The organism is Sphingobacterium sp. B16(2022) (assembly GCF_012030425.1).
GTDB classification, from domain to species: domain Bacteria; phylum Bacteroidota; class Bacteroidia; order Sphingobacteriales; family Sphingobacteriaceae; genus Sphingobacterium; species Sphingobacterium anhuiense.
In genome coordinates, this window is sequence record NZ_JAAUVN010000001.1 from 401,175 (window position 1) to 419,009 (window position 17,835).

Here is a 17,835-nt window from a genome sequence, read left to right on the forward strand (position 1 = left end):
GACAAAATACAAAAAATTTGTTTTTACTTTGATAAAATGTCGAAATATACCAATACCAAAAAGAAAAAGTAATGACATTATTTCCAGATAAATATCTTTACGATACTATTAGTGATAAATTAAGAGAATATCGATTATCATTTGCAGATATTCCCGAATATATAACTTCAAATTTACGTTTTACGTTATTCAAATGGCAAAGGGATGCTTTATTGAATTTTCTTGATATGCAAAACATAAAACGAATAGAAAGCCCATGTACTGCATCTCATTATATGTTCAATATGGCTACAGGGACAGGTAAAACTTTAGTGCTGGCTGCTATGATTTTATATTATTACAAGCAGGGCTACAGAAATTTTATTTTTTTTGTGGATCAGAATAATATCGTTGGGAAAACAGAGGATAATCTTACCGACGCGTCACATCATAAATATTTGTTTGCCAATCCAATTGTTATTGATGATAAAACTATTGATGTTAAAAAAGTTGATAATTTTTCACCTTACGTTGATGGAACGACTTTGGATAATCCAACTATAGATTATATTGAAATTATATTTACTTCAATTCATAAATTACATAACGCTATGTATGTAGTTCGTGAAAATGATATATTTTTAGATGATTTACAAAAGCGTGATTTGGTATTGTTAGCCGATGAAGCACACAGTTTTAATGCTGATACCAAAAAGAGAAAAAATACACAAGCGGATATAGTTGAATTTAAGGAGCTTAGGGAAGGAGCAAAAGCTGAAGATGTAGAACGTAGTTGGGAGAATACCGTAACAAGTAAATTGTTAAACAAAGAAGGTATAAAAGCTTATACCAATAATAATGTTTTATTAGAATTTACGGCAACTATTCCAAAAGATATCCAGGTTTCAGATAAATACAAAAATAAAATCATCATCAAATTTGATTTACCAGAATTTTTAAAGGCTGGATATACTAAAGAAATTAATTTGGTGTCTTCAAATTTCGATAAAAAACAAAGAATACTACAAGCTTTACTATTTAATTGGTATCGCAATCATTTAGCGTTAGAATATGGACTTAAAAACTTTAAACCAGTAATTCTTTTCAGAAGTAAGTTTTCTGACATTAAATTAGACGGTAATGTGCAAGAAGATTATCTGTATTTCCGTGAAATAGTAGATAATATCTCTGACAGTGATTTTTTGTTTTTGAAAGCTGTTCAAGTGGAACAGGCTCAAAAATTATACGAGATTGGCCAAAGCAGAATTGTAGATATTGTTCGTATTGTAAATAATAAGTATTTAGGCTCATTTCAAATAATAATCAATTACATAAAAACTACATTTAAAGAGAATAATTGCATAGTTACCCATTCTAACGACAAAACAGCCACAGGTCGTAAAGGAGAAGAAAAGACAACTTATGACCAGGATCGATTACTAAATAGCCTAGAAGACAAAAAAAACCCTATCACTGCAATATTTACATGTAAACGTTTAACGCAGGGTTGGGATGTACTTAATCTGTATGATATTGTTCGTATGTACGAAGGCCAAAATACGGGTGGTAGTAATAAAGGTAATATAGGAGCTAGTACGGTTTCAGAAGTGCAATTAATTGGTCGAGGTGTCCGCTACAATCCCTTTTTTTATAATGATTTAGAGGTGAATAAACGTAAATTTGATAAGGAGTTAAATCATCCTCTACGTGTTTTAGAAGAATTTTATTTTCATTCGGATAAAGATGAAAGGTATATTAATGAGTTGAAATCTGAGTTAAAAAATCAAAAACTTTTCATAGATGATAAAAAGGTTATTAAGCATTTTGATATAAAGGAAGAAATTAAAAATGATAAAAACTCTTTCTATCATACATTGCAAATCTTTGCAAATGAAAAGGTGGAAAACCCTAATCGCAGAAAATCCACTTTAGATGATGTGTATAAGGATTTTCATTTCCAATATACTATTCCTGCGTATGATTATACCGCTCAAAAAGTAATATTTGATGAAGGTAAAAATGATGAAATTCGTCATCAGCAAGGTAATGAAGATAAGAAACCAGTTAAAAAGAAATTCTCGGAATTTGTTAATGATGATTTAAAACATATTATTTTAAAAGCATATAATCAAGTAGCTAAAAAAGAGAATTCTTTACTCCGCTTTGATAAATTAAAACAAGAACTTCAAATTAGCTCTATCGATGATTTGTGGAATGACACTTTTTTAGGTAAGTTCTATATTACCTTATATTTACCTAATACCTACGAAAGCTTATTTGATGTAGATCCAAAGATTCTAGTCAAAGCTTTTTTACGTTTTTTCGAACAATTTATAATAGAATGGAAAAAAGAAATCCATCCATTTAATGGTAGTGAGTTTAAACCAAGACCATTTAAATATTATTTTGAGAAAACAAAAGCTGTTGCAGTGATAGAAGATGATCGAAATAGGATGTACGAAAATACTTTATTAACTAAAGATTGGTATGCATTAAATCATTTTCAAGGAACATCAGAGGAGCAAGCATTGATTCAATTTATTATTGATACAGTCGAGAAGTTTAAGGAAAAATACGAGAATGTATATTTGGTAAGAAATGAAGAGGTATATAAAATATATGATTTTAAAGATGGAAATGGTTTTATGCCCGATTTTCTTTTGTTTTTAAAACAGAAAAGTGAAAATTTATATTATCAAGTTTTCATTGAACCAAAAGGATCACAATTCAAAGATTCATCAGGGTCGTTTGATCAGAGTAAAGAAGGATGGAAAGAATGTTTTTTAAAAGAAATCACCGATAAATATGGTAAAGCTAACGTATTACAAATAGAGAATAGAGATTATCGATTAGTTGGATTACCATTATTTAATGCAACAATGGTGAATGAATTTAATAAAAGTATTAATGATAATTTAGAAGTTTCTTTGTAATTTAATTGCAATTGTTTAACTTGGTAAAAGTTAATATTAAAAATACAAATTATATGCCTTTAAGCGAAAACCAACTAGTTGTACCTGCACTGATAGCTATGATTAAAGGAGATCAAGGATACATCTCTACTTCTGCTCTTATTGATGAGATCGCAAATCAATTTTCTTTAGATTCTGAAGATGTAAGACCTCTTATAAATAGAAATGATGAAAAATATACACAAATTGTAAGAAATTTGAAATCTCATAAAACTTTTGTTAAGAACGGTTATGCTACAGAAGAAAATGAAGGTTTTAGAATAACACCTGAGGGAGCTACTTTTTTGGAAGATAATGGATTCATTTAGTAGACGTTCTTTATATTTAAAGCCTTATATTCAAATAAATCTGTTAGATTGATGAACATAATATTCCGCGCTTTTAAATAAAAAATCAAGTGTTCTAAAGAACACTTGATTTTTTATTTAATGCTTTTTTAGATAGATTCTTTAATTTATTAATACACATAAATCTTTATAATATGTAAATTTTTTCATATGAAAAAATCTTAATAACTTCCCTTACCAGGTATAACATGTCTAACACCACCTCGAGGGTTTCCCATGTCGCCAGCGAAGCGGGGGATGAGGTGGCAGTGGAAGTGAAAAACAGTTTGACCAGCGTTTTCTCCGCAGTTCATACCGATATTATAGCCATCTGGTGTTGATTCGGTTTCTATTAGTGATTTCGCTAAGAGTATAGCATTATCTAGATCTATTTTCTCATCCTGCGTTAACTGAAAATAATCTTTACGTAGTTGCTTACTGATGATCAATGTGTGACCAGGAGAAACAGGAAATCCATCTCGGATCAAAAAGAAATGTTCTGTCTGTCCAATATGTTTGTCTAATGGTAATTCTAGAAAATTATTAATACTCATAGTTTGAAGTTTTAAAATAGAATCAAATAATACTGAAATTTTGAAGGGTTATTGAAAAGAGACACTTTTCTTTGCTTCTCCTTTAACAGCTTCATCAATTATTTCTAACAAATTTTGTACTGTTTCTGAAACTTCATTCTTGTGAATAATAATAGGTTCACTTGTCGCCCTGGGAATCTTTATTTTATCTTTAAATTCAGGTAGTATAATATCTAGCTCTTCGTCGCCAATATTATTTGTATCTATAAATTTCCAATTGGAATTTTCATCTTCTTTTATGGCCATTATATTAGTAACTGCAATCATCTTCTTTTCCTTGTCAGGAATACTCATTACTATTAATTGAGGAATGAATTTGAAGTATATGGAACCCAGCTGAATAGGATCCATTTTATTATAATTTATTACTGTATCTATTCTCGTAGTGTCATTGTCCTTACGACTTGCTAATGTTTCGTTAAATAGTTTTAATGCACTTTCTTCGCCACCCAGGGCTTTAATTAAGCGAGGAGCTGTGTAACGCATGATCTCTTGATTATTACCAGTTAAAGATGCTTGTATTATCTTTTCTAGTGCACTGTTTAAAGCTGTATCTTCCTGTGCATAGATCATGTTTGATCCAGTCAGCATTAATGCGATGAAGAGAAGTATTATTTTGATTCCTTGCATATTCAAAAGTATTAAAATGTACCCGGTATTTCAATACTGGGCGTCCACTCGTGAATGGAGTGGGAGAGTGCTACGTTGTATTGTTGTTGAAGAAACAAGCGCCTCCTCTCCTTTGTTTTCCCTGTTTGATTAACGATTGTTTCTGCGAGAGGATGTTTACTTTCTATGTAGAACTCATTACGATTATACAATCGTTCTAAAAACCGACGATGAGGTACTTTTGCACTTTTAGCAGTATTGATTTTTGGATCCGCTAAAACTAAGTTCCACACACCATTGATATTTGCTTCCTCGACCGAATGTGCTTTTTTATTCAAATGTGGGAGGAAATGGTCCACAGCACAGATCTGTGGAGATCCTGCATTCACAAATATGTCTTGGTATGAATAGAAACATTTCCCTTTTTGATATCCGCTTAAAGCATCTCTCACAGTAGTCATACTGATGCGGCGCATGAAATCCGATTCAATATAGAGTTCTTGCTTTAGCGCATCATGCTTTACTTCAAGCAAATTAGGATTGATTTGAAGGTTCCATGCTGTCTCTACAAGATTCCAGCGTGCGTCTACCTCTTGATCTAAGTTGATAAATTGTACAGCTTCTTTTAGTTTAAAGATATTATCAGTTAGCATAATTTCCTTTTTGCCTTCTAGGTAGTTTTTGTGATAAAATGGATCAGTGATGATACCTCCATTAACGTTTTGAAAAGCATCCACCACGTTGACAAACCCTAATTTTGTTGTTGTTTGGATCAACTGATCTTCGCTCAGCTTACCTTCAATAAAATCTCTACAAGTATTTAAAAATTTACTTGACGAAGAGTTTCCTTGCTTATCACTTTTCTTCAGATGTTCAATAATATTTCGTGCAAATGGACTTGCCAGATCTTCTAACGTAAGAGTCGTATTATTTTGCTCTAATAGTTCTATTATGGCTTTAGCAAAGGCAAACTTATATGTTGCAGAGTTTTTACCAAACAGTATAAGAGCCCGCCATTGCGATTCAAGACTAGGGTCATTGATTTGAAATTTAGTCAACATATAAAGTGATATCTTTAAGAAAGGTTTAGGTTTGATTATTGAGATTTGCGAAACGATTCTATTAATCCCTCTGCAATAGGAACATCAGCTGGAGCCAATTCCCACTTTAGTAAATCTTCTATTGCTATCCATTCTATTTGATCATGATCCACTAATTTGATTACAGCATCTTCAGTTTCGCAGCGATAGGATATCAGTTCAATTGTCTTTAGATCGTACTGATGGATGACTGTTTTAAAATGATTTTTAACTGTCACCCTCAAATCTAGTTCCTCTTGTAGTTCTCTAGCTAAGCATGCCTCATAAGTTTCATCATCCTCCAGTTTTCCTCCTGGAAACTCCCAATACCCACCTAAAGATTTTTCAGGCTTTCTACGGCAAATTAAAATTTGATTGTCCTTTATAATAAGACCGCATAATACTTTAGTTATAGCCATGAGTATCTCTGTGATATTTAAGATTTTCTTTGTTTAGATCATGTTTGGTATGTACAGTGAGTTCACCTGAAACGGCACCACTTAAGGTTAGATCATCATTAATGGAGAAGATTCCTTTATCAAACATAACATGATGGTTAGGGCATAAGCAGATCAAATTATCGGAACTATCGTGACCGTTGTGCGGTATTCCTAAGGGCTTGATGTGGGCTCCTTCAGCATAATTTCCTGTTTTAGTAGGGATTGAAATATTACACACTTGACATTTGAAATCATATAACTTTTTAATGTTATGTGCGATTTTTGAATCTCGAACTATTCTTAAGATTGTACTTTCTTTTCTTTTCGTGGATTCAGTAGAATATCTAACTTCAACTTCTTCTGCCGTATTTCTATTATTATTAGTGCCGCTGTATATTAATTTAAATCTGCAAATCTTAAAGCCACTTCTTCCTATTTCCTCCCAGGAGTCAACTACACTATACAGACCTGCATATGTATATCCTGATTTTGGAGAGTATTTAGATTTATGTAAACTTCCTCTACTAACTCTTACTGGCAAGCCTTCGTGCTGACTTTTTAGCAGTGCAGCATTTCCTGGTGAATCCCATGATTGATCTGCTATCTGTTTTCTAGTATTTTGGTCTTTTCCGCCATGTCCGGTATATATTATTTCATCACCTAAATCTTGATCATCTTCATATCCTCCAGAAAGTACAATTGATGGTGATCCAACATTTTTGTTACCATCAATCCCGGCTTGAAGCACTAAATGAATTTTTGCCTCTCTTAAAGCTTTTCTATCTTTAAAGGTGTCATTTTCATTAATGTCAGGAATTTCTCCAAATATATAATCTGCCATATTTTATTTATTTCATTCTAAATGATCCACTTGAGGAAATTCATCTGACTACTTGATAAATTATAATGCTGATCAAGACCAGATTCGAATATTTAGAATTTGTTTCGCAACCATTAATCTATTTTTCTAACTTCCTTTTAGCCTTTCCTATTAAGTGTTCGTCTATAGGTTTGTGAATCTGATACAGAGGATCAATAACATCATTGCCCTTTTCATCCTTAAATTTTCTTGATCTCCTTAATTTCTTAAACGCACCTTTTAGCAATCCACTAGTTTGGTAAATCGTAACACCTTTGTTTAATGGATAGGGGAGGCATCTCATGATTTCTGATTCTGAAAATTGTGTGCCCACATTTAGATGTTTAATAGCAAGAATTATATAACTAGCTGTATTTTTTAAACCATCCTTTCCAACATCATCCGCAGCAGTATAAGGTGTATCTAGAATTATTTTTTTTGTTGCTTCTGGCAGCTCATCCCATAACGGATAAGTGGCTGTATCTTCTTCAAATGTGTGCCAATCCAATCCATAGATTAAGGGATATTTTTCCATCATTTCTAATGTTAAGATATGATGCTGTGATTCAACTCCCTTATAAACTAAGTTTTTACCTAACAATAGCAGGTCAATTTGATCCTCAGTAAGCTGAAAATAGAGCCTAAACTTCTTACTTTTAGCTATAAATCTCTCTTTGATGGTCATGGATAGAAATTGTTTAGTTTGAAATATTTAAAAGCTTATTACTTATCATTGTTTTGAAACTTTACTTTTTTCTCCTGAATTCCCAAGGAGGAGCAGCATTAGGTTCTCTCCAGAGTCCAACCTTATTTATCCGTGCTAAGTGCTCAGCTTGAGCAAAATCATCGGAATTATCGAATATCTTATAATGCCATGCTAGACCAGATCTTAACAATTCCAGATTGAGATTTGTGCTATCAGCTGTCCAAACAATACCAACTGTTCTGCCATATCTATCTATATCTTTAATATCTATTGATACAATTTTAGAAAAGCATAAATCTGAGATAAATTGTTTTGCGACATTCGAAAAATCTTGCCCTTTCTCTGGCGCATCAACTCCATATAGTCTTACTCTTAATTGTGTATTTGTAGAATCGAGGATAGTTATTGTATCTCCATCAGCAACTCGAACGACTTTTCCTTTTCTCGTTTGTGAGATAAGGTACAAGGGCAGAAGAAAAAATACAATAATGAAATAGTTTTTCATTATAGGTTTCTTAAGTTATAAAATCCTTAGTAGGAATAATATCTAATAATTCAGATGATATTACACGAGATTTTTTAATTTCTTTACCATCTTTAATACTAGTGTAATTCTCCTTAGTAACTTTTACTCTCAACTTCACTTCATCATATTCTGGAGAAGGAAAGTCAAATAATCTTGATGGCGACTTGTAATTAAATGCTTTAGATAATAGGGCAATATGTCTTACCGAGTATTTATGTCTTTCGTTTAAATTCTCAACATTCCCGACAAAACTTGATGTTACACCCATTTTTTCACTAAGTTCTTTTTGTGACCACCCTTTCTTGTCCCTTAATGACTTAATGTGTTGTATGAATAAATAATCTAAATGAGATATTTCATATTCAATTATCAAAGTAAATGTGTTCATAAAATATTTTTTAAACCAACATGTTGGTTTGTGTTTAAATTTTATTATATTTGTATAGTATTATATGCGAATTACTTAGGGAGTCCTTTTTTTCGATTCCTCTAAATGAAGTTTGCTCGCCCATTCCGCCAGAATAAATCCGCGAGTTGACCTTGAGTTCGCCTGTTAACTGGATTAATTGTATTTTTACATATAAGTCCAGTATGGCGACCTCTTGTCAGTCTTAAGGATTCTGATATTCTTTTAGAATTGAAGACGGTCTGGCGGCCGAAAAAAGGTTAAGCATAGAGGTCTGCCTATTGGCATTCTCCATAATTTTCTTTTTAGAGTAACTTCGTTCCATAACCTTTAAATTATGATGCAACGAATTAAAACCACCACAAGAACCATTAACGACATAATCCAGGATTACAGTCATCGGTTTGCTTATTTAAAACTTTTAAAGAACGTTATTCGAGCGCCACAATAGCTCGCTAATAAAAAACATATTGCCAAATAGGTTAGGGGAAACTAGTACCAAATCAAAAGGTGCGCAGATAGTAGAAAGCATGGTGTGATGACCATACCTGATACTAAAAAATGCGAGCTCTTGATCGGTTATTATCAGCTTCGTACCATTACTGAATGGTTTTATGTTACCGACTTTTATTTTATTAGTGCACAATTATATGCTCCAACAAAAAGAGGATCGGAGGCCTACTTTTCAACTTGATACTTTAAAAGTACAATCTTTCCTTTAGTAAAGCAAATGATGTTCGTTAATATTTTATCGTAATACATTAATATTATAAAAGTCGGTTTTGTTCTTTAATCCAAATTATGCAATAGCGGAGACTACAAATAACCAATTGACGAAGACTATATAATTGCATTTTCATTCTTTATTTTTTTAACCTGGTTTCCTTAATGCCCAAGTTATGTCCAATCGGGTAGGGTGTAAGGGAGCCAATTTAAACCTTAAAAAAATGCAAAAAACTTGCAAAGGGGAAAGTTATGTACTATCCCGAGAGGAAGAAATGTTTTCGTATTTGAGTGAAAATCCGGTCCCCGTTATCAAAAAACGAACTATGATAACACTTTTACCAGAACGATTTTTTAAGAAGCCTGAGTCATCATCTACTCAGAGCTCCAAGCAGTCGGCGATGAAATATCTGATGCAGGAACGACCGCCGCAGCGCTATTACTCGTTGATGATACGCTTATTAGAACCTTCAGATTCTTTTAGCTCAGTGGTTCGAAATGACAGTACCGATGTGCTTCGGATCTCACTGATCAATATGGCTATTTATGAGATCTATCTATTTGCACTGGGGCTGCCAGCAAAATTTCCGACCGATCAGATACTGATACTCGGAGACCACAGTGAACAGTTTTTACCCAAGTATAAAGGTGATCATATATCGACTTACTGCTATGAACTGACTGTACCAGCACGGACAGAACGGGAAGAATATTGCCAAAGGATATTGAATGATCTGAATGAGCATTTTGGGATTGATGTACGGGTTGAAAAACTCACCATTGTCAAAGACAGCAGAAAAGTACTGACCATTCGTGGCGAGTCTGTCGAATTGCTATGGGAGGAACAGCTGATGCTGATCATAAAAGCTAAAGCTGCAGTAGAAAAGAATCAAGAATTCATATTAGAAAGAATTAAATAAAGTTTCACTACCTGTGGACGCCGATTCTTCCGAGGGATACATTGACGACCTGGTCAACCCTCGGCAAGAAATGGTGAAAGGGGGAGCTTTATCCAAAAATTAACAACAATGAACACATATATAATATATATAAACAAGCTCTGGGGATATCTCCGGAAGCTATGCAAGCCACGAGGTGCAGATATACTGCTGATCAGTAAGGTGCTTTTAATGTGCTTATTCATGACCTTTCATATGTTGAGTAGTGCTCAGACGCCCCGCAAGGACAGCGGGGCTGATGGGCCTATGAATCATGTATTGCGCGGTACTGTCGTATCTGCTGTAGATAACAAACCATTAGATGGTGTATCGGTCCGAGTCGAAGCCGAAAAGGCTAGAACCTCCACCAAGAAAGATGGTACTTTCAGTCTTTCGGTCGAGAGTCTGAAAGGATTGGTGAAGTTTACCTATGTCGGCTACAAAAGCCAAGAAATCAATTATACCTCAGGAGTATCAATAATCGTAAAATTGATACCTGAGGATAATAAGCTTGACGAAGTGGAGGTGGTGTCGACTGGATACCAGAAGATTCCAAAAGAACGAGCAACTGGAAGTTTTGAGTTTGTCGATAATAAGCTTTTCAATAGGAAGGTGTCTACCGATTTTGTGAGTAGGCTAGAGGATGTGGTGCCGAGTATATCTTCTCTAAAGGTATTTCCTGAAAATAAAGGTAAACTTTTAGGGATAAACATAAGAGGATTGAGCACAATGCGATCAAATGTCTGGCCTTTAGTAGTAATTGATGGTATTCCATATCAAAATAATTTTGATATGTTGAACGGTTATTTCATGAATATTAATCCTAATGACATTGAAAATGTTACTGTACTGAAAGATGCCGCAGCATCCTCAATATGGGGAGCTCAATCTGGCAATGGTGTAATCGTAATAACTACAAAACGCGGAGAATATAATCAACCTTTTCAGTTATCAGTGAATAGTAATGTGACTGTTGGAAACAAACCTGATCTTTATTACTATCCGCAGATGAATACGTCAGATTATATAAATCTGGAAAAGGATCTTTTCGACAAAGGCTATTGGGATAGCCGTATGTATGATTTTTCAATCAATTTAACACCAGTAATTCAATTGCTCAAAAGACATAAAGAGGGTGATTTGAATGAAGGTGACTTGAATATGCAATTGGATTTATTGAGAGGAATCGATATGCGTGATGATTTTAACAAGTACATCTATAGAAAATCAGTAAACCAACAATATAATGTACAATTAAGTGGTGGATCTGAAAAGATCAATACTTCTTTTTCTATAGGGTATGATAAAAATTTGGATAATCTGGTTACTTCTTCTTATAAGCGCTTCACAGCAAAGAATAACACACAGCTGCGTCCTGTTAAAAATTTGACTTTAGATTTAGGAGTTACTTACACTAATTCGCAGCGTAAAAATGCTGCGGCTAATATGATCGGATATAATGCGATGGGCAGAGGAGTGGGAAACTTTCCATATATGCGAATGGCAGATGATCAGGGTAATCCCTTAGTAGTGGATGCGATCGGATTTAATCCAATATTTCGTGATACTGTAGCCGGAGGGAGGCTTTTGGACTGGAAATATCGACCATTAGCAGAATTGAATGATACTCATGTAATGACCAATATTAAGGAAACATTCTTAAATATTAAAGGTGCTTATCAGATATTACCCGAATTAAGTGCTTCTCTTTTATACGCTTTTCAGCATGCAAGCCAACCTCAAGAGACGTGGATGGGAATGGGATCAAGCCGACACCGAGGGGATATCAACTATCGGGCATCATGGGACAATAATAAGGTGATATGGAATCTACCAGTGGGTGATAATCTTTATAAAACGGATCGCTATAATGCTACGAATCAAGGAAGGCTTCAGCTAAATTTTAATAAAGATTTTGGTCAATTACATAGTGTCAATGCAATCGCTGGGTTTGAAATCAGAGAAATTCAGAGTGAAGCGATGACTAACATACTGTGGGGATATGATCCAGAAAATCTAACTTATAAAAATGTAATTTACGATGTGATGATGCCCGCATTAAATGGGATTGCTGGAATGACCGCAATATATGATTTTTCGGAAATTGAAAAATATACCAATCGGTTTACTTCGTACTTCGCAAATGGATCTTATACCTATAATAAACGGTATACCATAAGTGGGAGTATCCGTAAGGACGCTTCTAATTTATTCGGTGTAAAAACTAATGATCGTGGCCAGCCTTTTTGGTCATTTGGAGGGGCATGGCTATTGTCTAACGAAGCTTTCATAAATAATAATGCTGTTCAACTTTTAAAATTACGAGCGACTTATGGATATAATGGTAATGTGAACAATAGTACTTCAGCTTATCCGATTATCAATATTCAATCATCCCCACATTTTAATACAGGTCAGTCGTATGCGAGTATGCAGTCGCCACCAAATCCCAGTTTACGATGGGAACGTGTAGGAATTTTTAATTTGGGATTGGACTTTTCTTTCATTAATAGGATATCGGGCAGTGTAGAGTACTATGTCAAACGCCCTAAGGATTTAATAGCAAGCTCACGCATTGATCCAACAACAGGATATAGTTCACTGAACATTAACAGTTCCAATTTAGATGGACGAGGTGTAGATCTCTCTTTGAATAGTGTTAATATTAAAACAAAGCTATTTACATGGAGCTCTAATCTTGTCTTCGCTTATAACAGAACTAAAGTGGCCAAATCATATGTCAGCAACACCAGAGGGAAGGATTACATAACCGGTGCATATGGTATGTTGCTCACACCGATAGAGGGGATGGATCTATATAGTTTACTGACCTATAAATGGGCTGGCTTGGATCCTGAAACAGGTAAGCCAAGAGGCTACGTGGCGGGTGAGATATCGGATGACTATGGTACAATAGTTAATCGGAGCACAATTGACGATCTTCAGAATCATGGTACTTTACGTCCAAAGTATTTCGGTTCTTTCCGAAATGGTTTCGTTTATAAAAATCTAGATCTATCTTTTAATATCTCTTATCAGCTTGGTCATAAATTTATGAGATCTTCCTTTAGCAATGATGCTTTTATTGAATCTGGAGTAGGACACGCAGACTATGCGCTGCGGTGGAAGCAATCTGGAGATGAGTTGAAATCCAATGTGCCGGCATTTACATACCCTAATAATTTTTATGCTAGTGAATTTTACCGTCAATCGGCCGCACTGGTCGAGTCAGCTGGGCAGATTAAATGGCGTGATCTACAATTAAGCTACACTTTCAGTCAATTACAAAAAATAGGTCTTAAAAATATGCGAATATATGCATATGCCCAAAATTTGGGAGTTATATGGCGTGCGAATAAACTCGGGCTAGACCCCGAATATGGCAATTCCATTCCTGAACCTTTGTCATTATCGTTAGGCCTTAATTTTAACCTATAAATCTGGAATCATGAAATACTCAATAATTTACCTTCTACTTGTCATAATCATGAGCAGTTCCTGTTCCGATTATCTAGATCTCAAGCCTGATCAGAAAATGGCTATTCCAAAAACGTTGGAGCATTGCGAATTGCTACTCAACGATTACAGTGCTATGAATACTGGTTACCCTACATTGGGAGAGGTCGCCGCAGATGATTACTATCTGAATACCTCAGATTGGAAATCATTATCAAATTTTGATGAACAGCATACATACAACTGGTCACTTGAATTTATGACATTAAATACCCATTGGCAAAATCCTTATAAAACTGTTTATCTGAGTAATCAGATTCTGTCCATATTAAGTCATTTGGATCAAAATAATGATAAAGTAAAGTACGAGAAAACGCTCGGCGCGGCACATTTTTTTAGGGCATTTGCTTTCCATCAAATTGCTTCTGTTTTTACAATGCCTTATCAAGCCGGAACTGCAGAATCAGAATTGGGAATTCCATTGCGTCTGAGTCCAGATCTTGATTATAAGTCATCGCGCAGCAATTTAGCTGCTACCTATACGCAAATTGTGGTAGATTATAAACATGCGATTCGCTATCTACCTGTGGTCGAAACTTTAAAAGGAAGACCTGCCAAAGCGGCTGCTTATGCAGGGCTGGCTAGAGTATATCTAGATATGCAAGATTATGATAATGCCTATGCTTATGCAGATTCTTGTTTAAATTTAAAGTCTGATCTGCTGAATTATAAAGATCTCAAAGCATCTGCATCTCTACCTATTCCAAGGTTTAACATTGAGGTCTTATTTCCAGCGATAAGTATATTTAGTAGCCCCTTGGGACAATCATTTGCGCGTATTGCTCCAGATCTCTACCAGAGTTATGATGTGCATGATTACAGGAAGACGGTGTATTTTAAACCCAATTCATTTGATGTCGGCACCTATGCATTCAAAGGATCTTACGATAATTCGGTAACAACACCTTTTGTAGGTCTTACAACTAGCGAAGTTTATCTGATCCGGGCCGAATCGGCTGTGCGAACAAATAATATAGGTCAAGGACTGCGAGATCTTAATACACTTTTGAAAAATCGGATTGATCCAGTGTTTTTTGTTGCAGTAACGGAGAATGATCCTGATCTGCTTTTAAGAATTGTTTTACAGGAGCGTAGAAAGGAATTGGTTTTCAGAGGTAGAAGGTGGTCTGATCTTCGGAGATTAAATCAAGATGAGCGGTTCCGAAAAACCTTAAAACGTAATATAGATGGACAAAACTATACACTTGAACCGAATAGTTTAAAATATGCACACTTAATTCCAGATTTAGTAATATCAGAATCAGGAATACCACAAAATAAACGCTAACATCATGTTTAATAAAATTACAACACTAGTAATATTCTTATTTCTAAGTCCATTTATTTGGGCTCAAAATACGCAAATAATTGACCGTAGTTTGGAATTGCGGATTGGACAGGCATTTCCAGATATTCCAAAGTTATCGGTATTAAATAGCGCTAAAAATCAAGTTTCGCTCGATCAGTTATCTAACAAGATCATCATCCTTGATTTTTTCGATACTTATTGTACAAACTGTATCGCAGCAATGCCTAAGTTGCAAAAACTACAAAATGAATATGCAGATAAAATACAAGTCATTTTGGTCACTTGGCAAGATAAAGCCACTATTGAAAAATTCTTCAAGACAAACGCTTTTCTGAAAGAAAATAAGGTAAACCTCATTACAGTATATGCAGATACCTTATTACGGAAATATTTTCCTCACAAAGGAGTACCGCATACCGCATGGATTTATAAAAATAAAGTTCAGGCAATTACTTTTTCGGATTTTGTAAAAGCTGAAAATATTGAGCATCTATATGCAAATGGTTCTATTCAATTGCCTGTTAAGTCTGATTTTAATGATGGTCTTAAAAATAATACGGTAAATGAGAGGGGCAAACAATTGGGATCTGTTTCTATTTCAGGTTATAGGGATGCTGTAGATCCGAATGGAATTATAATCAAATACGATTCTATATCAGGTATGCAAAAAAGTTCTTTTTACAATATTGATATTTTAGGTGCTTATACTGGAGCTTTGAGTAAAATCAAAAAACCTGAGTTTTTATTAAAAGATGAACGTATAGTTTGGAAGGTGAGAGATTCATCATTGTTTAAGTATCCAAATGGAGAAATTGCTTTTAACGAGTGGCTGTTGCGAAATGGAATTTGTTATGAACGTTATGATCATGTTGTAAGACCTGATTCGTTACAAGCGCAATTTATTTTAAATGATTTAAATGGTTTTTTAGGATTGCATGTTTATTGGTCTAAAAGAGAAATGCCTTGCTTGGTTTTGGAAAAGGCAAATTTAAAGTCTGGTGAAGTTAAAACTGACGATGGCGAACTTGCAGGAACTTCCGTATTGGCATTTATGATTGACTACCAAAATAAATACCCACCAGTGGTAGATGAGGTTAATTCTAAACAAAAAATACGGCTAACTGATTACTCAAATTTAGAGCAAATTAATTTGCAATTGTTAGGTTATGGATTGCAATTGAAAGAAAAATATAGATTAATTGATGTGCTTGTATTTGATCAACGAAATTGACGCAATAAGGGGTTAGTTCATCACTAACCCCTTTCTAATAAAACCTATTTTACGGGTCTAATCCTTATTAACTCTTCAATTGTACGTTAGCAGACGCTGATCTGTTGTGTAAGGCCAAAATCATTTCATCTTTAAGTGCATCTGTTAATTCCGGTTTATTATTTGAATCCGGATTGGCTTGCACTGCACAGATTTTATTTGTTCCTGTACAACCTGATGGAGTTGCTGCATCGTAGTCTTGGGAGTCAGTAGGATTAGAGCCAGTTAATATAAACCAAGCCATAATTACTTATTTCTTTAGATACTATCATAATTTAGTTAATTGATCTCGAAGACGCTTTTTAAGCGCCTCGGCCCCCTGCAGTTGCCAAATGGGAACTGCTTTTTTTGGCTTTAGGACTCCTTATTCGACCAAAAACTTTTTCCCCGTACCATTTTCTGGGGAATGTCGTAAATCTACGTCCATGTGCATCACGCACCGGACCTGCGCAACAGCAGCTTCTCTGTAAAGACCTGCGATTTACCGCAATCTGTCCAGCAGTCCTGCAGCTCATAGCTGTAGACCCGTAGCTCATCATGGAGCTAGCAAAGCGCCTTCCTTTTGGCTGCTTTCCAGATTGTCCTGTACTATTTTTCTGCTGTCGCTTCATGTTTAAAAATCTAGTTTATAATTTCAGATGCTTTGGGTGAACTTGGTTCTGCTTGTTTCATATTGGTATCGCTCTCGTTGGCGTCCACCCGTTGCATCTTTTATTTTGATCAATCTGCTAACCACCAATGGGAGAGGAGACATCCGTAATTATTGTACCGATCAACTAAAGTAAAGTTAGGGGCAGAAAGGGTGGTTTTGAACTACGAATTCGGTGAAAATGAACTACAAATTCGGTGAAAATGAACACTAAAATCGTAGCATTGGAACTACGATTTTAGTGTGTTATAGCCCAGTTATTGAAGGATTCATGCGCAGTGCTTGAAATATCCACATTTGGAAGTTGAGATTTTTCAAGAACGTTAAATAATAATACTGCTGTAATAATTTGGGGTCATTCCTAAAAAACTACTTATATCTGCAGTACTGCAATTTCTGTATACTTCAGGGTATAGTTCCAGCAATTTCATTTTCTTTTCTCGTGCCGAAAGGACAATGAATCGGCCGCGGAGGGTTCTCCGCTTCAGTACATCTGCACCAAAATGTTTCATATGATCTTTAAATTTTGGAAATTCGTTTGATAACTTTAGTAAGTTATCGTTACTGATGAAGGCCACAACAGCGTCGTTATCGACCTCGAAATAGCAGTCATCTACCTCCTCATTGTGAAAGATAAACTGTTTTTTGCAGATAAAATCGATCACTTGCTTCGTTGTGTTCTCGCGTTTGATAATGATACCTTCTAAGACGATATATAGGTCTAATAAATTGGCTTGTAATATTCTGCCTTTTTTGTATGATTTAATTTCTACGATTTCTAAAAAGCGCTTCCAAAGATCCGGTGATACAGGAGCGATGTCATGAAACGTTTCAAATAGTAGATTTTCATGTTTTGATTTCTCCATAATTATTTCGTTTGGTTAATAAGTTTAATTGGCTTAAAAAGTTGCATCATACTTGTCGGGCGACAGGTG

At 34.8% G+C, this 17,835-nt stretch carries 18 protein-coding genes; 6 read left to right on the forward strand and 12 right to left on the reverse strand.

Going from position 1 to position 17,835, the window contains the following annotated elements; all coding sequences use genetic code 11:
- The first annotated feature begins 71 nt into the window (after positions 1-71).
- Positions 72-2,912 carry a DEAD/DEAH box helicase family protein gene (locus tag HCX49_RS01890; protein WP_168125960.1) on the forward strand — a complete coding sequence of 947 codons (2,841 nt, stop codon included), beginning with the start codon at positions 72-74 and terminating at the stop codon, positions 2,910-2,912.
- Positions 2,913-2,965: 53 nt separating this feature from the next.
- A complete protein-coding gene (locus tag HCX49_RS01895; protein ID WP_168125961.1) occupies positions 2,966-3,259 on the forward strand; it encodes a hypothetical protein in 294 nt (97 codons plus the stop codon).
- Positions 3,260-3,459: 200 nt separating this feature from the next.
- Here the strand turns inward: HCX49_RS01895 and HCX49_RS01900 are convergent, their stop codons facing one another.
- The 9 genes from HCX49_RS01900 to HCX49_RS01940 form a co-directional block, all read right to left on the reverse strand.
- On the reverse strand, positions 3,460-3,831 hold the full coding sequence (locus tag HCX49_RS01900) for an HIT family protein (protein ID WP_206368144.1): 372 nt from the start codon (positions 3,829-3,831) through the stop codon (positions 3,460-3,462).
- A 48-nt stretch (positions 3,832-3,879) separates the two neighbouring features.
- Positions 3,880-4,500: a hypothetical protein gene (locus tag HCX49_RS01905; protein WP_168125962.1), complete on the reverse strand. Its 621-nt coding sequence runs from the start codon at positions 4,498-4,500 to the stop codon at positions 3,880-3,882.
- Between the two features lie 11 nt (positions 4,501-4,511).
- A complete protein-coding gene (locus HCX49_RS01910; RefSeq protein WP_206368146.1) occupies positions 4,512-5,540 on the reverse strand; it encodes an HNH endonuclease domain-containing protein in 1,029 nt (342 codons plus the stop codon).
- A gap of 35 nt (positions 5,541-5,575) precedes the next feature.
- Complete coding sequence (locus tag HCX49_RS01915) at positions 5,576-5,977, reverse strand: (deoxy)nucleoside triphosphate pyrophosphohydrolase (protein WP_168125963.1); 402 nt, start codon at positions 5,975-5,977, stop codon at positions 5,576-5,578.
- Complete coding sequence (locus HCX49_RS01920) at positions 5,964-6,839, reverse strand: YDG/SRA domain-containing protein (protein ID WP_168125964.1); 876 nt, start codon at positions 6,837-6,839, stop codon at positions 5,964-5,966. The genes HCX49_RS01915 and HCX49_RS01920 overlap by 14 nt, the downstream gene beginning before the upstream one ends.
- A gap of 118 nt (positions 6,840-6,957) precedes the next feature.
- Positions 6,958-7,542, reverse strand: coding sequence for a hypothetical protein (locus tag HCX49_RS01925; RefSeq protein ID WP_168125965.1), 585 nt, complete (start codon positions 7,540-7,542; stop codon positions 6,958-6,960).
- A 61-nt stretch (positions 7,543-7,603) separates the two neighbouring features.
- The gene (locus tag HCX49_RS01930; protein WP_168125966.1) at positions 7,604-8,068 is read right to left on the reverse strand and encodes a thermonuclease family protein; all 465 of its coding nucleotides are present in this window, start codon (positions 8,066-8,068) and stop codon (positions 7,604-7,606) included.
- Between the two features lie 10 nt (positions 8,069-8,078).
- Entirely contained in the window at positions 8,079-8,477 is a 399-nt protein-coding gene (locus HCX49_RS01935; protein ID WP_168125967.1) for a helix-turn-helix domain-containing protein, read from the reverse strand.
- Between the two features lie 223 nt (positions 8,478-8,700).
- Positions 8,701-8,895, reverse strand: coding sequence for a hypothetical protein (locus HCX49_RS01940; protein WP_168125968.1), 195 nt, complete (start codon positions 8,893-8,895; stop codon positions 8,701-8,703).
- Between the two features lie 547 nt (positions 8,896-9,442).
- On the opposite strand from HCX49_RS01940, the gene HCX49_RS01945 reads away from it, so the two are divergent.
- From HCX49_RS01945 to HCX49_RS01960, 4 genes are all read left to right on the forward strand, one after another.
- Entirely contained in the window at positions 9,443-10,138 is a 696-nt protein-coding gene (locus HCX49_RS01945; RefSeq protein WP_168125969.1) for a hypothetical protein, read from the forward strand.
- Positions 10,139-10,246: 108 nt separating this feature from the next.
- Complete coding sequence (locus tag HCX49_RS01950; RefSeq protein ID WP_168125970.1) at positions 10,247-13,594, forward strand: SusC/RagA family TonB-linked outer membrane protein; 3,348 nt, start codon at positions 10,247-10,249, stop codon at positions 13,592-13,594.
- A 10-nt stretch (positions 13,595-13,604) separates the two neighbouring features.
- Positions 13,605-14,960 carry a RagB/SusD family nutrient uptake outer membrane protein gene (locus HCX49_RS01955; RefSeq protein ID WP_168125971.1) on the forward strand — a complete coding sequence of 452 codons (1,356 nt, stop codon included), beginning with the start codon at positions 13,605-13,607 and terminating at the stop codon, positions 14,958-14,960.
- Between the two features lie 4 nt (positions 14,961-14,964).
- Positions 14,965-16,212 (forward strand): TlpA family protein disulfide reductase, encoded by a 1,248-nt coding sequence (locus HCX49_RS01960; RefSeq protein WP_168125972.1) that lies wholly within the window; start codon positions 14,965-14,967, stop codon positions 16,210-16,212.
- 67 nt (positions 16,213-16,279) lie between these two features.
- Here the strand turns inward: HCX49_RS01960 and HCX49_RS01965 are convergent, their stop codons facing one another.
- The 3 genes from HCX49_RS01965 to HCX49_RS01975 all read right to left on the reverse strand — a co-directional run bounded on the left by HCX49_RS01965 (position 16,280) and on the right by HCX49_RS01975 (position 17,766).
- Positions 16,280-16,495, reverse strand: a complete 216-nt coding sequence (locus HCX49_RS01965; RefSeq protein WP_168125973.1) for a hypothetical protein — start codon at positions 16,493-16,495, stop codon at positions 16,280-16,282.
- 58 nt (positions 16,496-16,553) lie between these two features.
- A complete protein-coding gene (locus HCX49_RS01970; RefSeq protein ID WP_168125974.1) occupies positions 16,554-16,862 on the reverse strand; it encodes a hypothetical protein in 309 nt (102 codons plus the stop codon).
- A gap of 361 nt (positions 16,863-17,223) precedes the next feature.
- Complete coding sequence (locus tag HCX49_RS01975; protein WP_168125975.1) at positions 17,224-17,766, reverse strand: hypothetical protein; 543 nt, start codon at positions 17,764-17,766, stop codon at positions 17,224-17,226.
- Positions 17,767-17,835 lie beyond the last annotated feature (69 nt).

Bases quoted from the DNA above. Each gene is read 5' to 3' on its own strand.
- HCX49_RS01940 (WP_168125968.1), bottom strand. From the start codon at position 8,895: ATGACTGTAATCCTGGATTATGTCGTTAATGGTTCTTGTGGTGGTTTT.
- HCX49_RS01960 (WP_168125972.1), top strand. From the start codon at position 14,965: ATGTTTAATAAAATTACAACACTAGTAATATTCTTATTTCTAAGTCCA.
- HCX49_RS01920 (WP_168125964.1), bottom strand. From the start codon at position 6,839: ATGGCAGATTATATATTTGGAGAAATTCCTGACATTAATGAAAATGAC.
- HCX49_RS01930 (WP_168125966.1), bottom strand. From the start codon at position 8,068: ATGAAAAACTATTTCATTATTGTATTTTTTCTTCTGCCCTTGTACCTT.
- HCX49_RS01895 (WP_168125961.1), top strand. From the start codon at position 2,966: ATGCCTTTAAGCGAAAACCAACTAGTTGTACCTGCACTGATAGCTATG.
- HCX49_RS01965 (WP_168125973.1), bottom strand. From the start codon at position 16,495: ATGGCTTGGTTTATATTAACTGGCTCTAATCCTACTGACTCCCAAGAC.
- HCX49_RS01900 (WP_206368144.1), bottom strand. From the start codon at position 3,831: ATGAGTATTAATAATTTTCTAGAATTACCATTAGACAAACATATTGGA.
- HCX49_RS01935 (WP_168125967.1), bottom strand. From the start codon at position 8,477: ATGAACACATTTACTTTGATAATTGAATATGAAATATCTCATTTAGAT.
- HCX49_RS01910 (WP_206368146.1), bottom strand. From the start codon at position 5,540: ATGTTGACTAAATTTCAAATCAATGACCCTAGTCTTGAATCGCAATGG.
- HCX49_RS01890 (WP_168125960.1), top strand. From the start codon at position 72: ATGACATTATTTCCAGATAAATATCTTTACGATACTATTAGTGATAAA.
- HCX49_RS01915 (WP_168125963.1), bottom strand. From the start codon at position 5,977: ATGGCTATAACTAAAGTATTATGCGGTCTTATTATAAAGGACAATCAA.
- HCX49_RS01945 (WP_168125969.1), top strand. From the start codon at position 9,443: ATGCAAAAAACTTGCAAAGGGGAAAGTTATGTACTATCCCGAGAGGAA.
- HCX49_RS01970 (WP_168125974.1), bottom strand. From the start codon at position 16,862: ATGAAGCGACAGCAGAAAAATAGTACAGGACAATCTGGAAAGCAGCCA.
- HCX49_RS01975 (WP_168125975.1), bottom strand. From the start codon at position 17,766: ATGGAGAAATCAAAACATGAAAATCTACTATTTGAAACGTTTCATGAC.
- HCX49_RS01955 (WP_168125971.1), top strand. From the start codon at position 13,605: ATGAAATACTCAATAATTTACCTTCTACTTGTCATAATCATGAGCAGT.
- HCX49_RS01925 (WP_168125965.1), bottom strand. From the start codon at position 7,542: ATGACCATCAAAGAGAGATTTATAGCTAAAAGTAAGAAGTTTAGGCTC.
- HCX49_RS01905 (WP_168125962.1), bottom strand. From the start codon at position 4,500: ATGCAAGGAATCAAAATAATACTTCTCTTCATCGCATTAATGCTGACT.
- HCX49_RS01950 (WP_168125970.1), top strand. From the start codon at position 10,247: ATGAACACATATATAATATATATAAACAAGCTCTGGGGATATCTCCGG.